This is a genomic window from Trichocoleus sp. DQ-A2, assembly GCF_039961915.1.
Lineage (GTDB): Bacteria > Cyanobacteriota > Cyanobacteriia > Cyanobacteriales > FACHB-T130 > FACHB-T130.
In genome coordinates this window covers 97,692-112,358 of sequence record NZ_JAMPKD010000023.1, presented here as the reverse complement: position 1 = coordinate 112,358, position 14,667 = coordinate 97,692, and the positions used below count along the sequence as shown (strand labels likewise).

Here is a 14,667-nt window from a genome sequence, read left to right as displayed (position 1 = left end):
TGAGACAGGTTTTTTCGTTCACTTTCCCCCAATAATCCGCCTATATAGTTCCTAAACTCCCGTTTTTGGGCTTGATGCGTCAATATATCATCAAAGCGTTTGCACCATCTATTGAAGCAAGGGGGCATGGCGGCGGGAGTTGTCTCTTTCATTTATCACACCATAACGTGAAATGGTTGCCATGCCTGTATTATACCTTTTTAGAGTCTTGTTTTTCGTTTAAGCACCGTTATTTAGTGGCAGTTCTGGCTTCTAGCGTGACCGCACTTACCATCACTCCAGCTTTGTGTGCCATCTTACTCCCTCACAGTCGTTTGCCAGAAAAAGAACCGTGGGTGGCGAGATTTTTTAAAGGACTTTATCGTCCGTTTTTAATGTTTTCTTTGCGGAATTCTCAGCTGATTTTGGGAGTTGCGACTGCTAGTTTGGTGGCTGCAATTTTAATTGTCCCTTCCTTGGGACGGGTGTTTTTGCCGGAGTTCCAAGAGCGATCGCTCGTCAACACCCTGACTCTCTATCCCGGTGTCTCCCTAGAATCGACTAATCGCGCCGGTTTTGCCCTTCAGGATGCGCTTAAGGATGACCCGCGCTTTGATTTTATCCAGTTGCGATCGGGGCGTGCGCCGGGAGATGCGGATGCGGCGGGTGTCAACTTGGCGCACTTAGATGTAGAACTGAGTGAAAAGGGGATAAAAGACCGGAAAGGAAGTATTGAAAAGTTGCGAGCGGAATTTGCCAGATTACCAGGAGTTGCGCCGAATATTGGCGGATTTATCTCTCACCGGATGGATGAAGTGCTGTCTGGGGTGAGGAGCGCGATCGCTGTCAAAATTTTTGGCCCGGATTTAGAACAACTCCGCACGCTTGGTAAACAAGTCGAAGAGATTATGAAAACTGTTGAGGGTGTCGTAGACTTGCAACTCGAACCCCAGCTGCCAATTAGACAGGTACAAATCCAGTTCGATCGGCAACAAGCGGCTCGTTATGGATTAACGGTCGGAGAACTTTCCGAAACGATTGAAACTGCGCTCAATGGACGTGTAGTTTCTCAAGTTTTGGAGGAACAACAAACTTTTGACCTGGTTGTATGGTTAAAAGAAGATGCTCGGAGCAATCTAGAAACCATCCGCAATTTATTAGTGAGTACACCAACAAATCAAAAGATTCCCTTAGCTCAGTTAGCACAAATTGGCTACGGCACTGGCCCGAATACCATCAACCGCGAGAATGTTTCCCGCTTAATTGTCGTCTCGTCTAATGCTAGCGGTCGAGATTTGCGCTCTGTCGTTGATGAAATCAGAGGCAAAGTTAAACAACAAGTACAATTACCAGCTGGTTACTTTATCGAATACGGCGGTCAATTTGAGTCGGAACAACGCGCTACTCAAAACATCTTGATATTCAGTGCGATCGCATTTGTGGTGATTACGGTCTTAATCTACTTGTCTGTTAAGTCTATCTCCTCAACCGCGATGATTATGATTAATTTGCCCTTGGCATTGGTGGGAGGTGTAATTTCAGTAGCACTAACGGGTGGGATTATTTCCGTCGCCTCTCTAGTTGGCTTCATTACTCTCTTTGGAGTTGCCACTCGCAACGGATTGTTATTAGTTGATAATTACAACGCTAAATTTGCCACGGGAATGCCTTTTTGGGAAGTAATCATTCAAGGTTCGATGGAAAGGCTCAATGCCATTCTAATGACGGCTTTTACCTCCGCTTTGGGGTTAGCACCTCTGGTCGTGGGAGGTGGCGCAGGAAAGGAAATCCTGCAACCGTTGGCGGTGGTTGTGTTAGGAGGGTTGTTTACTTCTACAGCGTTAACGCTGTTAGTTTTACCCGCTTTGTATGCCAAGTTTGGCAAAGTTTTGCTGCCGAAACAGGTAAATCCGGTGTCCGATCTATAAGTTGCGAAAAGAAGAATTTAAACCACAAAGACGTAAAGGACATGAAAAGAAAATGAAATTATTGAAGGCAAATTTAATTATTTTGGGAAGTGTCGGAGTGCTTATTTTAGGAGCTTGCACTGGGGAACAGCAGGCAGCACAACCTGATAATACTCCCACAGAAGCGAAAACTAATCTTCCTGCTGTTTCTCCTTCAAAAACAGCAGCCAAACCCGATCACTCACAACCCTCCAAAGGCGGTAAAGTCGTCGAGACAGGAAAATATCATTTAGAGTTTGTGCCTGAAAAAGAAGCGAACGGCACTCACTTAGATTTATATCTACAGAAAGGGGACACCCACGAAGCAGTTTCTAATGCCAACGTGACGGCTCAAGTTCAGTTACCCAATGGGAGCCAAAAAACCTTAGACATGAAATACGATGTTCAGGGTAAGCACTACGCTGTTTTGCTACCCGAACAAGCATCAGGAGAGTATAAAGTGGTTATCCTCTCTGAAATTAATGGCGAAAAGGCGAACGGTCGTTTTACTTTTAATCGCTAGCAATGCTAGGGGTACGAAGCTATAGCAATCCTATTTGAGTTGTGAGATCCAGTGGTTTAGATACCCGACTTCTTAGAGAAGTCGGGTATCTCGCTTTAACGAATCATTTGGGACTGCTGTTGTAGGTTAGGTTTAGGAATTAAACCCAACCTAATACTAAAAAATGACATCGTTTCATTCAGCTCTTTTACTGAAAATCCCGTACTCTTAGAATGCTAAAGATTGGATTTAGTCGTTGCCTGTGACCTTTTGAATCAAGTCTTGTGCTTTTTCGATTAAATTAGAGTCGTTATTGTTTTCTGTGGAATTGAGTACAGTCTTTTCGTTTGCCTTTTCGCTATAGTCAAAGGGTTCATTGGGGTTTGCTGATTTTTGCTGCTTATCCTCTTCAAGAAAACCTGTTGCTTCGCTATATTGATAGGCGCGGTCAACTCGGTCGTCTGATGTCAGCTTATCTCTTGAATGTAATACTGCATAACTAGGCTGTGCGGCGATGAATAAACTTGCCACACTGATTAAAGTCATTAAACTTAAAACAAAAATATTTTTATGGAGTTTTTGTTTTAAAGTTACTAAAATTCGTTGCATGAAAATTTCCTCCCAATTGCTTTTTGTGAGAATTGATGATGCGCGAGTAGATAGGACTACTAACACAATTTATTAAGTACGAAATGAATCGTACTTATCTAGTTACATCTATGCCGTCTGCCGCAGGATACATTCGTTTATTTTTTTAACCATTCATGATGAATTTTTATTCCTCGGCTCTGCATAGTTTGTTCAAATAAATCGGTGGAAAGTGCCTGTTCTACAGGCCAGACGCCTGGTTTTTTGAGTTTGCCTGCTAGCAATAATTCGGCAAGGGTGCCGGTGCCATAACCGGCTGCCACGGCTGTATTTTCATGCACTAAAGTTGAGCAATAACTTGCTGGCTGATCATCTTTATAACCGTTGACTTCAGAGCGAATTGCTACACCGATGCCAGTGAAGCGATCGCTAACATCTGTCATTCGGTGGCTGACGCGAGCTAAAAATTCGATGACTTTTGGATTGTTGAGCCAGCTAGAGGGCCACCAGTGGGCAACGCTCCAAGTTAGATAATTGTAAAAATCGGGAACTGTACCAAATTTGGTAATGACGGTTTTAACAGGAAAAGTGTCGGGTAGCGTGAAGGCTTCTGGCATATCAAACCAGTAAACGCCGATGCGACCATAGGGAGCAGGAAATTCAATGGTTTCGCGATCGCTATACGGCTTGATTATCTGCCACTGACCATTTATCCAAGCTTTAAAAGGGCTTTGTAGCCCTAAAAATGTTGTTCGCATCACCGTAATGCCAGCGCCCCCCGACCCCGATACTAGATAGCTCAGATGAATGCGTTCTGTCTCATCTAGTTGCTCGACGCCCTGGCGTACCATGCTATTAGAAATACCGGGGAAAATACCCGTATTAATAATTGCTGTAACTCCAGCAGCAGCAGCTTCGTCTCGGAAATCCAATGCTTTGCGAGTAAAAGATGGGTGATCGCTGACATCCAGATAGTTGACACCCACTTCTATACAAGTTTTTAGGACTTGGGCATCTCGGTAGTGAAATGGTCCCGCACAGTGGATTACAAGATCGCAAGCAGCGATCGCATCCCTCAACACTTCTCGATCCGCTAAATCTAAAACCTGGAATTGCACTTGCGATCCCAGCTTTTCGCTGACCAACGTTGGCAAGCTTGCAACACCGTGCGCCCCGATTGGGTTTCTGCCAGTAACGGTAATTTGCGCCTGTGTGTGAGCGACGATATCCGCCGCCACATTGCTACCAATCCGTCCGCTTCCTCCCAGAATTAAAACCCGTGTCATTAATCAAGTTGTTAACGCTATCTTCAGTTCATCAGGTTTGCCTGCTTCTCTCCATCGGTACCAAGGCAGACTTTTTTTCAGTAGAACAGACAAATTTTATCGAAATCCGGAAGATCAATTTGTCGATCGGCTGACCTACATGAGATATTAGATGACTTTCACACCCAGCTTTGGGAAGTAGTATCTACCCGAAAACTTCACTTTGTTACACTATACTTAAGAAAGATGTATAAAAAAATCTTCTATGATAAACAAACAAATACCCATGAAGTACCCATAAAGCGGGCATCAATCGTTCGTGAATCAAGGAAAATAAAATCTTTTTTTTAATTGCTAAGAACTCCTAAATTCTAAAGATAACTTTAGGTTGGCATCATTGAGTTGCGAATGAAGGGAGTAATTAGCTGGATTTGGTATAACTTCTCAATGGAAGTGTCCAGCGGTGAAAAAGGAAATTTTCGAGCAGCAGATTGAGGCGACCTCACAACGCCGGAAAGAGCTTTGGCAACGAACTGAGGAATTTCCCACCCAGGACAAGCAACTACTGGTGGAAAGTTTGCAAGAACACGACCAAACTCTAGAAGAATTGCAAGTAACTTTAGAGGAACTGCGATCGCAGAATGAAGAGCTAATCGCCAGCCGTCAGACTGTGGAAATCCAGCGACAGCGCTACCAAGATTTATTCGAGCTGGCTCCAGACGCTTACTTGGCGACGAATCTTGATGCCGTGATTCTAGAAGCCAACCAAGCGGTAGCGCACTTGCTGAATATTTCTCAGGAACACTTGCTCGGCAAACCGTTAGTTATTTTTGTAACGGGTAAGGCTTTGCAAAACTTTTATACAAACTTAAGCCAATTCCTCGCAACTGACCAAGTAAGCAAATGGGAGGTTGAGATTCAAACCCGGCAGGGTACGCGCTTTCCCGCCACCTTCAAAGTTAAAGCAGTGCGCGACTCAAGCGGGCGGGTGGTAGAACTGCTCTGGCTGTTACAAGACATTACCGAGCGCAAGCAGCACGAAGCGGCTTTTCAGAGCGATCGCCATCTTCTCGAAACCCAGGTTGAACAACGAACGGCTGAGCTTGTGGAAACTAACGAGCAACTCAAACAGGAGATCGCTAAGCGTCAGCGGGCTGAAAAAGCGCTGTGGCAGCGGGCGGAAGGGGAATGGGCGATCCGGGTGATTACCGAACGCATCCGCCAGTCGCTCAACCTAGAGGAAATTCTCAACACAACGGTGGCAGAAATTCGACAAGTTCTAGGGAGCGATCGCGTACTGATTTTCCGCACAGAGCCGAATGGGGATGGCGTCGTGGTGGCTGAATCAGTAGATGCAGATTGGCTCTCATTCTTAGGCAATACCGCACCCGCAGCCATGTTTAGAGAATGTATGCCCCTCTATCGGCAGGGGAACGCTAGAGTAATTGATGACATTCAACAAGTAGGGTTTCCAGCAGATATCACTGAGTTTTTCCACTCGTCGCAAGTCAACGCCGCCTTAGGCGTTCCCATCATGCATGGCGGTCGGTTTTGGGGGTTACTTGCAGCTCATCAATGTTCGGCACCGCGTCACTGGGAACCGCTAGAGATCGATCTGCTCAAGCAATTGGCAATCCAAGTATCTATTGGCATTCAGCAATCAGAACTGTATCGGCAAGTCCAGCAACTGAATACGAACCTGGAACGCCAGGTACGCGATCGCACTGCCCAATTGCAACAAGCGCTCGACTTTGAAGCACTGCTCAAACGCATCACCGACGATGTCCGCGATCGCCTTGATGAAAACCAGATTTTACAAGTTGTCGTCTGGGAATTAGGTGTCGGGTTGAATATTGATGGCTGCGATACAGGTTTATACGATGCCGACCAGACCACGTCTACCATCAGCTACGAATACACCCTAGGAATCCCTTCTGCTCAGGGACAGGTAGTGCAGATGGCAGACTTCTGGGAGGGTTATTCTCAGCTGCTGCAAGGCAAATATTTCCAATTTTGTCAGATGGTGCCCGATAGTCGAGGTGCGCTGACCAGACTCGCTTGCCCCATTGTTGATGACCAAGGGGTACTGGGGGATTTATGGTTATTTAAGCCCCATCAAGAAGCCTTCAGCGAGCTAGAAATTCGACTGGTGCAACAGGTCGCGAATCAGTGCGCGATCGCCCTTCGGCAAGCCCGGCTGCATCAAGCAGCGCGATCGCAAGTCGAGGAACTGGAAAAACTCAATCGCCTCAAAGATGACTTTCTCAATACCGTTCCCCACGAGTTACGCACACCAGTCTCTAACATGAAAATGGCGATTCAGATGTTGTCCATTGCTTTGAATCGTGACTATGCCTTATTTGCCGAAATGGGCAAGCCGAGGGAACAACAAAGCAAAGTCGCTCGCTACTTTCAGATTTTACAGAACGAGTGCGAACGAGAAATTCGCCTGATTGATGACCTGCTGGATTTACAAAAACTCTATGCAGGCGCTCACCCTTTATTACTGAGTGCGATTCAGCTCCAGGAATGGCTGCCGCCCATTGTAGAACCTTTTCAAGAGCGAGCCAGAAACCACCAGCAAACCTTGCTCCTTGACCTTCCTGCCGACCTCCCTCGCTTCATCTGCGACCCCACGACGCTAGGCAGGATTTTGAGCGAGTTACTAGAAAACGCCTGCAAGTACACCCCCGCATCAGAAACGATCGCATTCAAAGTCCAGAGTCAGCCAGGGAGCGTTCAGTTTAGCGTCAGCAATTCCGGCGTGGAGATTCCGGAACGCGAACTTCCGCATATCTTTGACAAGTTTTACCGCATTCCCAGTAATGACCCGTGGAAGCAAGGGGGAACGGGATTAGGGTTGACGATCGTGAAAAGATTAATCGCCCATTTGAAAGGGACTCTGCGAGTGGAAAGTAAGGATCGTCAGACCTGCTTTATCCTCGATTTACCGAGCGATCGCTCAGCTCAAATTATCTCCTAATCCTTCCATTGGTAGGGGCACGGGCAATGCCGTGCCCCGATTTATCGCTACGAAATTTTAAACACAGACTCAACCGTAGATTTGAGAGAATTTCCCGCATCCTTCAGCTTTTGGGCAATTGGCTGCTGAGTATGCAGGAACACACGAGCGCAGTTGCGTCCCGGCATCCCGGAAATAGAACCGCCTGGATGAGTACCCGCACCGCTGAGAAATAACCCTTCAATCGGAGTTTTGTAGTTTGCCAATTCCGGCAACGGACGGAAAAAGACCATTTGGTCGAGGGTCATATCAACGTGGTAGTAGTTGCCTTTGTAAGCGCCCAAGCGATCGCCGAGTTCCGCTGGACTTTCAACAGCACGAGCGATAATGGAGTGCTTGAGATTCGGCGAATAATCGGCTAGCTTATCTAACACGCGGTCTGCGACTTTGTTTTTCAGTTCATCTGTCCAGCCAGTACCATGCAAACCCGTACCTTCTGCACCGGCAATCTGATAAGGTGCGAAAAACTCAATCCACAGCGTATGCTTGCCTTCCGGAGCCATTGACGGATCGAGTACCGTGGGTACGACCACATACATTGAGGGATCGGCATCGGGAATATTGCCGATAGAAGCCTCGCTGTGAGCGATTTCCACATGGCGCACCGAGTCAGCAATTAGAACTGAGCCAATCAGGTACTCATCCTGGTGGTTGTGGTGTTCAAAACGCAAAGGCTCGGATAGGGCGCAATCGATCTTGAGAATCGTTTCGTTGTTGTTGACAATTCTGCGCTCTAAGCGTTCCCTTAAATTCGGGTCGGCTGAATCAACATCGCTCTCATCCATGTGGCGTAGGAACAAGCGCTTGGCATCAATGTTGGAGATCACCCCAGTTTTAGCGCGGTATTCGGTGCCACCTGCCACCCGCACGCCCACTGCACGACCGTCATCGATTAATACTTTTTCAACGGTCTGGTCGCACAGGACGACACCGCCTTTACTTTTCACTAACTTCAGCAAAGCATCAACCAGTGCGCCGCTACCACCTTTAGGTCGCGCCATTCCAGGGTCATGGCGCATCGCCATCATGATTGAACCGACAGAAATGGTTTTTTGGGACGGAGGTGCGCCAAGCTCTGCGGAGAGTCGAGCCAAGGGCGCTTTCAGAAACTCGGAATCAAACCACTCGTTGAGGATATCTTCCGGGCTGGTGAGCATGGTACGAATCAGATCCAACGTCTTATTTGGCCCACCCAAGACGGAGAATAAATCTTGCAGCTTTTTGAGGTCGTAATTGCCAGCAATGTCAACGATCGATTTTGGCGGTGCGTTGAACACCGGGATCATTGCACCCAGTACGCGCTGCCAGTACTCGGTATATTCGGCATATTTTTTGGCATCGCGATCGCTATAACGTGCAATCTCTGCACAAGTTTTTTCAACGGATTTGTGACCTAAAAAGTATTTGCCATCAGGATGGGGGCAAAAAGCGACTGGGTCGCAATATAAATATTCCAAGCCATATTTAGTGAGTTCTAACTCTTCGACTACCGGACCCAAGTGAATGAACTCGTGGTCAATCGAGCAGAGGTTGAACTTAAAACCCGGTGCCTCTTTCGGTAAGATTTCTTCGGTTGTTGCGCCGCCGCCCGGAATGGAGCGCTTTTCTAGTAACAGAACGCTATAGCCTGCTTTGAGCAGATAGGCGGCACAGACAAGTCCGTTGTGACCGGCACCAATAATGACAACATCGTACTCTTGCATGGACAATACTCTCAGACCCGTGTATATCCCCGATTCTAAGAAAGTTAAGAACTTTAAAGGGTCTATCACTCGAAGGATATCCTCCGCCCGGAGCCGCCAGCTAGACGCGGGAGAAAACGCCTTTAGGGCTGTTTGTGATGAGGCGCGAATATCAGGGCAAGCACAGGGCAAGCAGCCGCTAAGGGCATGGCGTCTACTCGGAGAGGCGTAGGGCAAAGCGGACAGAATCGTGAGAGGTGGTGAGAGATGGTAAGAGGCGCGATCGCGCTCATGCCAAGCGAGGCGTTAGCCTAGCGCAGAAAAAGTCAGTTCGCTGATTTTCTTCGTTAACCGCGGCTAAACTCTAGCCCAAAGCAATTCTCGCAGTTATACTGGCTAGGTCTACATCGTCTTGGAACGGGTCAGCACTACAGAATATGAATCCTGTTGTCAAAATTGTTCAACCCTCTGGCATTTTAGACGGTATGAAGGCGACTCAGTTTCGTCAAGAAATTAGCGATATTGTTGAAAACGGAGGCAATATGGTGTTAATTGACTTTAAGGACGTTACCTTTATGGATAGTTCTGGGTTGGGGGCGCTAGTGCTTGCACTCAAAACTGTTCGCGCCGCTGGTGGTAAACTCTTTATTTGCTCGATTAATGAGCAAGTAAGAATGTTATTTGAACTGACGAGTATGGATCGCGTTTTTGAAATCTTTCCTAATCGTGAAGAATTCAATAACGCGATTAGTCAATAGCTAATGGCTAATCGCTAATGGCTAATCGCGATCGACAATTAGCACTTAGCAATTAGCACTTAGCACTTGACTAATCAAAGTTGATTTGCAGCAACGATAAATCATCGTCAAAATAGTCTTTTGGATTCCTATCTTGAACAGAATTTACTATCCGATCTAGATTATTCTGATGATTTTTCGGAAATTCCGTCAGCAGATCGATGAATGCATCAAGACCCCAAATCGTGCCATCTGGTTGGTTAATTTCATAAATCCCATCACTGAAAATGTAAAGTGTGCTGGATTTTTCCACCTCGCAGCTACCATCCATAAATTCAGCATCAGGAAACATCCCAACTGGCAACCCTGGGGTTTTTAAGCGTTTGACTTGGGTTACTAAATTCGAGTTTGCAGAGATTAAAACTGCCGGTGGATGCCCAGCGCTGGCGTAAACTAGGGTGCGCTTAACTCGGTTATAGACTCCGTACCAGATAGTGAAATATTTATCATTTCGCTGAGTCATCTGGAACGTTTCATTCAACGCCTTCAGGACATCGCTAGGCTCATAGTAATTAATTTTAGGAAGGGCTTGGCTTTTGAGTAAGTTCATTACAGAAAGAGACGGTAAAGCAGCCCGCAATCCATGTCCGGCGACATCTAGCAGATAAATCGCTAAATGATCTGGATCTAGCCAGTAATAATCAAAGCCATCCCCTCCTAATTGGCGGGAAGGAACAAAACGAGAATCAATGGTTACAGGAGGTGAGGTCAGCGGAGAAGGAAGGATGGAACACACATACTCGGCTGCTTCTGCTAATTCCGCCTCCAACAGCAGTTTTTGGTGCTGCAAGTCGTGGCTGAGTTGGTGTAACCTCAAGCCGGCCCGCACTCGCGCCTTCAACTCATACATATCGATGGGCTTGCACAAAAAATCATCCGCCCCAGCATCCAGCCCTTTCACCCGATCCTCGACGGAACCCATCGATGTCAGCAAAATAAAGAAAGTTGTTGAAAGTTCTGCGGTTGCCTTGACCTGACGGCACACTTCCAGTCCGTTCATGCGCGGCATGATCCAATCGCAAATTACCAGTGCAGGTCGTAACTTTTGCGCTAGGGTCAAACCGGCTTCGCCATCGCTGGCGACGGTTAATTCATAACCCTCGCTTTTTAGCGTTCTTTTGAGCAATAGCTGAATCGCCGGGTCATCATCAATAATCAGAACTTGAACCATGAGATAGAGGGACTACAGGTCGCTTAAGATGGAAGGCAGTTAAAACTGAAGGATGACACCTGAGGCAAGTGTGAAGATCGCTAAACTTCACCGAAAATATGCACAATCATAAACAAGTATAGTCATCGGTTGCTCGAAGTTATCTAGGCTTTCCACTCGTTACTGACTCGCATTATGATGATCAACATTGTTACTGCGATCGAAAATGCTCATGTAGATATTTTGAGAGCCGTCATCACCAAATCTAGCAAGTTCTACGCCCAAAGCTATCAATACTTCCAGTCTAAGCACCTCCGACTTCTTGACTCATGCCACCCATTCATGAGGCTAATGAGAAAGTGGCACGCTGCCCACTAACCAGAAAATTCATTGCGATCGCAACGATTACCTATAGGCTAGACTGGATTCTCTCTAATTTGTGCCGATGTTTAATACAAAGTTTCAGTGTCGTTGATTAAAAAGGCTTTGAACAGTTGAAACTCATCAAAAAAATCTCTGTACAAGTTTCCAGCGACCTCAAGGCGTTAGATGGTGTTTTGTCATGGTTTGAAGGTTTAAATCAACCTGAGATTCCTAAAAAAGTTTGGCTACAGTGCCAATTAGCTCTAGCTGAAGGCTTTACTAACGCAGTTCGTCATGCCCACAAAGGCAAAACTTCAGATGTTCCAATTGATATTGAAGTTAATTTGTTTTCGGAATGTTTAGAAATCCGAATTTGGGATCAAGGACCGCCTTTTAATTTAGAAGCCCGCCTTAAAAAACCAGAGGAGATCAGCAAGAATGCCACGGGGGGGCGGGGTATCGCCATTTTACAAAAAATCGCGGACTATCTGAGTTATACCCGCACTGACAACCGGAATTGCCTGTTAGTTGTAAAAAATTATTCTAATTTGTTAGCCTCTGATTGAATTTCACACAAAGATAAGTAGAAGTTTAATTTCTAATAAGATTTTAATCTTCACAACTGGAGAAAGAAAAGAGATTTATAGACCTAGAAGGCTGTAGGATCGAGGGTTAAGAGGCTAGGAGTTTGCTGAAGGACGGACTTCTAAGCGTCTGGAGTACGAATGTCTTCAGGAAAACGGTTTTTGGGTTGATGAGCGCCTACCGGCTGAAATAACCATACAACAGAGCGAGCAATGGGATGGGTGCGAGTAGCGATCGCGCAATCCTAGCACTGCTGACGAACCTACCCTACGGGAAGCCAACGCCATTTTACGTTTTTAGCTTCTCGCGCACTTAATTTACAAGAGGAATCTGAGATTATGACCGCACCGACTCAAGAGGCGATGTTAGCGACGCCTGCTTTTTGCGATGGAATTCAATATTTTGGCGAGAATTTGCCAGGATTTGAGACGGCTGGAAAATCTCCTGCCATAGAAGAAGGTAAGCCAAGCATCGCATCTCCCACCGATCCGGCTGCTGTCTTCCAAACTTTATTGTATGCAGATGCTTTACGCTATTTGACCCTGCAAGTCACTGCAAGTAAGGCGTCTGGGCACCCTGGCGGTTTTGCGAGTCAAGCGGAAGCGTATGCCGCATTGGTTATGCTCGGTTACAAGAATATCATCACCGAAGTCGGGCATCACGCCCCCGGATTTTATAGTGCCATGTTCTTGGATCGGTCGCTAGAGGACATGGGAATCACGACCGTGCAGCAATTGCGCGATCGCTTCCGGGAAAAGCACGGACTCTTAGGACACCTCTCCGGCTACATTCCTGGCATTCTCGCACCCGCGGGTCCCTTGGGACAAGGGCAACACTTCGCAATGGCAGCAGCAAAGCTGCATCGCGACAAGCTTTTCCCCTTCACTCTGGGTGACGGAGGCTTAGGCGAACCCTACATTATGAGTGGGATGGGACACTTCCACACGGCTTACCCCGAAGCCACGAATTTCTTGCCGGTGCTGGTTTGGAACGGCTACAGCCAGGAACACCATAGCATGGTGTCCACTAAGTCCAACGAGCAGATGATCGGTTACTGGCGTGGCAATGGGTTTGAAGAAGTTGTCTTAATTAACGCCAAAGACTTCGACGATCAAAACCAGCCAGGAGATTATGTTGATAGCACAGCCTTTTCCTTCGAGAAGCGACTGGAATTCACCAAAGCGGTGCTACTGGCAGTAGATAAAGCAGCGAAATCTGCACTTGGCGGCAAACTCACCGTATTGATTATTAAACAGCTCAAGGGTGCGGGTGTCCACGCCAAAGGCGCAAAATCCCACAACCTCTATCCCAAAGACACCCTGGATAGTCCCCACATCTCCAACGCCTTGAAAGCACGCGCCTTATCCTCTGCGGCGTGGGAATTGGTGCGGACGAATTGCGAACGCGCCGGTGGTGGTCCCGCAGCTAAGACCGTTGTGACAGAATTTGAGTTACCGTTGCCAGACTTGGGTGAATTGCCCTTGGAAGAATATTCTGTCGGTGGCGAGGCAAAGGTGTCAACGACAGCAATGGGGCGTTTGGTGGGGAAAGTGGGAGAAAGCGATCGCAATTTCCTCGTTACCAACGCTGACGGCAACGAAGCCTCTGGGATTGCCAATATTAACCAAGCCTTAAAGATTATCCACCCCACAGTGGACGATCTTTACAATCAAACACCCCAAGGGCAAGTTTACGAACCCCTGAGTGAAGATGCTTGTGCCGGGTTAGCGGTTGGCTTATGCCTCATGGGTGCTAGAACTCTCTGGTGTTCCTACGAATCCTTTGCCATCAACGGCTTACCGATTTGGCAAACCGTAACGCAAGCGATGGCAGAATTGCGCCGTCCCACTCCCTCTACGATTACCTTATACACTGCTGGAGCCTTGGAACAAGGGCGCAATGGTTGGACGCACCAACGTCCGGAAATCGAAGCGTATTTCGCCGCCATGATGCGGAATGGCAACGTTTTCCCCCTATTCCCCCCTGATGCGAATAGTATCCAAGTCTGCTACGACTGGGCGCTGACAACGAAGAATAAGGGAATTGTGATTACTGCCAGCAAATCGCCGCTACCGATTCGCACGACTTTTGAACAAACTCGCCAAGGGTTGCGCGACGGTGCCATTGTGCTGCATGAAATCCCCGGTGACAAGATGGTGGTGTTTGCCGTGATTGGCGATATGACGCTGATGCCAGTCTTTGAAGCCGCCGCGTTTTTAGAAACCGAAGGAATTGGGGCGCGGATTGTCTCGATTGTTAATCCCCGCCGCTTGTATCGTCCCCATGATGTCTCCTGGGATACCTGTTCCGAATCCGATGGCGACTTTTTGGACGATGCTGGCTTTGCCAAGCTATTTAATGGTGATGCCTTAGTTGGCGTCACGGGTGGCGCTTCTGGGATGCTAGAACCCATCATGCTTCGGAGTAACTGCAAGCGCGATACTTTCGCCTGGAAGCGTGGCGAAACGACAGCGAGTGCGGGTGAATTGATGGCATTTAATGGATTAACGGCTGAAGCGTTAACAAAACGTGCGATTGAGTTAGTGCATTAAGTTTAGTTAGCTCATAAAGTTTGATCGCTCTCTTGTTTATTCAGGAGAGCGATATCACTACTTGTTGTATTATTTAAAGTTAGTAGCAGCTAAACACAAATTTAAAACTAATATTTTAAATACAACAAGAACAATTTTTGCTTATCTTATTTTAAATTTAATTGATTTTAGAAAATAAGAGACAAAACTACTCAAGATTGGAGATGCTTAGCTTTTTTATTGTTGATTTTAATTAA

Annotated in this window: 9 protein-coding genes and 2 pseudogenes; 6 read left to right on the top strand and 5 right to left on the bottom strand. The window is 46.9% G+C overall.

Translation table 11 applies throughout. The features are described from left to right. Positions 1–152, bottom strand: a pseudogene (locus NC997_RS21070) (IS701 family transposase); the annotation flags it as partial. A gap of 78 nt (positions 153–230) precedes the next feature. On the opposite strand from NC997_RS21070, the pseudogene NC997_RS21065 reads away from it, so the two are divergent. After that, positions 231–1,907: pseudogene (locus tag NC997_RS21065) on the top strand (efflux RND transporter permease subunit); the annotation flags it as partial. Positions 1,908–1,959: 52 nt separating this feature from the next. Then, on the top strand, positions 1,960–2,448 hold the full coding sequence (locus NC997_RS21060) for a hypothetical protein (protein WP_190525574.1): 489 nt from the start codon (positions 1,960–1,962) through the stop codon (positions 2,446–2,448). Positions 2,449–2,676: 228 nt separating this feature from the next. On the opposite strand, the gene NC997_RS21055 is transcribed toward NC997_RS21060, so the two are convergent. Together NC997_RS21055 and NC997_RS21050 are read right to left on the bottom strand one after the other, a co-directional pair. Then, positions 2,677–3,036 (bottom strand): hypothetical protein, encoded by a 360-nt coding sequence (locus NC997_RS21055; RefSeq protein ID WP_190430095.1) that lies wholly within the window; start codon positions 3,034–3,036, stop codon positions 2,677–2,679. Between the two features lie 137 nt (positions 3,037–3,173). Then, a complete protein-coding gene (locus NC997_RS21050) occupies positions 3,174–4,301 on the bottom strand; it encodes a saccharopine dehydrogenase NADP-binding domain-containing protein (RefSeq protein ID WP_190525573.1) in 1,128 nt (375 codons plus the stop codon). A 442-nt stretch (positions 4,302–4,743) separates the two neighbouring features. Here NC997_RS21050 and NC997_RS21045 point away from each other — a divergent pair, with 442 nt between their 5' ends. Then, positions 4,744–7,263, top strand: a complete 2,520-nt coding sequence (locus NC997_RS21045; RefSeq protein ID WP_190525572.1) for a GAF domain-containing protein — start codon at positions 4,744–4,746, stop codon at positions 7,261–7,263. A 47-nt stretch (positions 7,264–7,310) separates the two neighbouring features. On the opposite strand, the gene crtO is transcribed toward NC997_RS21045, so the two are convergent. After that, positions 7,311–9,005, bottom strand: a complete 1,695-nt coding sequence (crtO, locus tag NC997_RS21040) for a beta-carotene ketolase CrtO (RefSeq protein WP_190430098.1) — start codon at positions 9,003–9,005, stop codon at positions 7,311–7,313. A 416-nt stretch (positions 9,006–9,421) separates the two neighbouring features. Here crtO and NC997_RS21035 point away from each other — a divergent pair, with 416 nt between their 5' ends. Then, positions 9,422–9,742 carry an STAS domain-containing protein gene (locus NC997_RS21035; protein ID WP_190411640.1) on the top strand — a complete coding sequence of 107 codons (321 nt, stop codon included), beginning with the start codon at positions 9,422–9,424 and terminating at the stop codon, positions 9,740–9,742. 70 nt (positions 9,743–9,812) lie between these two features. Here the strand turns inward: NC997_RS21035 and NC997_RS21030 are convergent, their stop codons facing one another. Continuing rightward, positions 9,813–10,952, bottom strand: a complete 1,140-nt coding sequence (locus NC997_RS21030) for a SpoIIE family protein phosphatase (protein ID WP_190411641.1) — start codon at positions 10,950–10,952, stop codon at positions 9,813–9,815. A 473-nt stretch (positions 10,953–11,425) separates the two neighbouring features. On the opposite strand from NC997_RS21030, the gene NC997_RS21025 reads away from it, so the two are divergent. Both NC997_RS21025 and NC997_RS21020 read left to right on the top strand, forming a co-directional pair. Beyond that, the gene (locus NC997_RS21025) at positions 11,426–11,860 is read left to right on the top strand and encodes an ATP-binding protein (protein WP_190411642.1); all 435 of its coding nucleotides are present in this window, start codon (positions 11,426–11,428) and stop codon (positions 11,858–11,860) included. 357 nt (positions 11,861–12,217) lie between these two features. Next, positions 12,218–14,431, top strand: a complete 2,214-nt coding sequence (locus NC997_RS21020; RefSeq protein WP_190525571.1) for a phosphoketolase — start codon at positions 12,218–12,220, stop codon at positions 14,429–14,431. Positions 14,432–14,667: the final 236 nt, after the last annotated feature.

Coding starts and splice junctions, on each gene's coding strand:
- NC997_RS21060 (WP_190525574.1), top strand. CDS start 1,960: ATGAAATTATTGAAGGCAAATTTAATTATTTTGGGAAGTGTCGGAGTG.
- NC997_RS21055 (WP_190430095.1), bottom strand. CDS start 3,036: ATGCAACGAATTTTAGTAACTTTAAAACAAAAACTCCATAAAAATATT.
- NC997_RS21050 (WP_190525573.1), bottom strand. CDS start 4,301: ATGACACGGGTTTTAATTCTGGGAGGAAGCGGACGGATTGGTAGCAAT.
- crtO (WP_190430098.1), bottom strand. CDS start 9,005: ATGCAAGAGTACGATGTTGTCATTATTGGTGCCGGTCACAACGGACTT.
- NC997_RS21035 (WP_190411640.1), top strand. CDS start 9,422: ATGAATCCTGTTGTCAAAATTGTTCAACCCTCTGGCATTTTAGACGGT.
- NC997_RS21030 (WP_190411641.1), bottom strand. CDS start 10,952: ATGGTTCAAGTTCTGATTATTGATGATGACCCGGCGATTCAGCTATTG.
- NC997_RS21020 (WP_190525571.1), top strand. CDS start 12,218: ATGACCGCACCGACTCAAGAGGCGATGTTAGCGACGCCTGCTTTTTGC.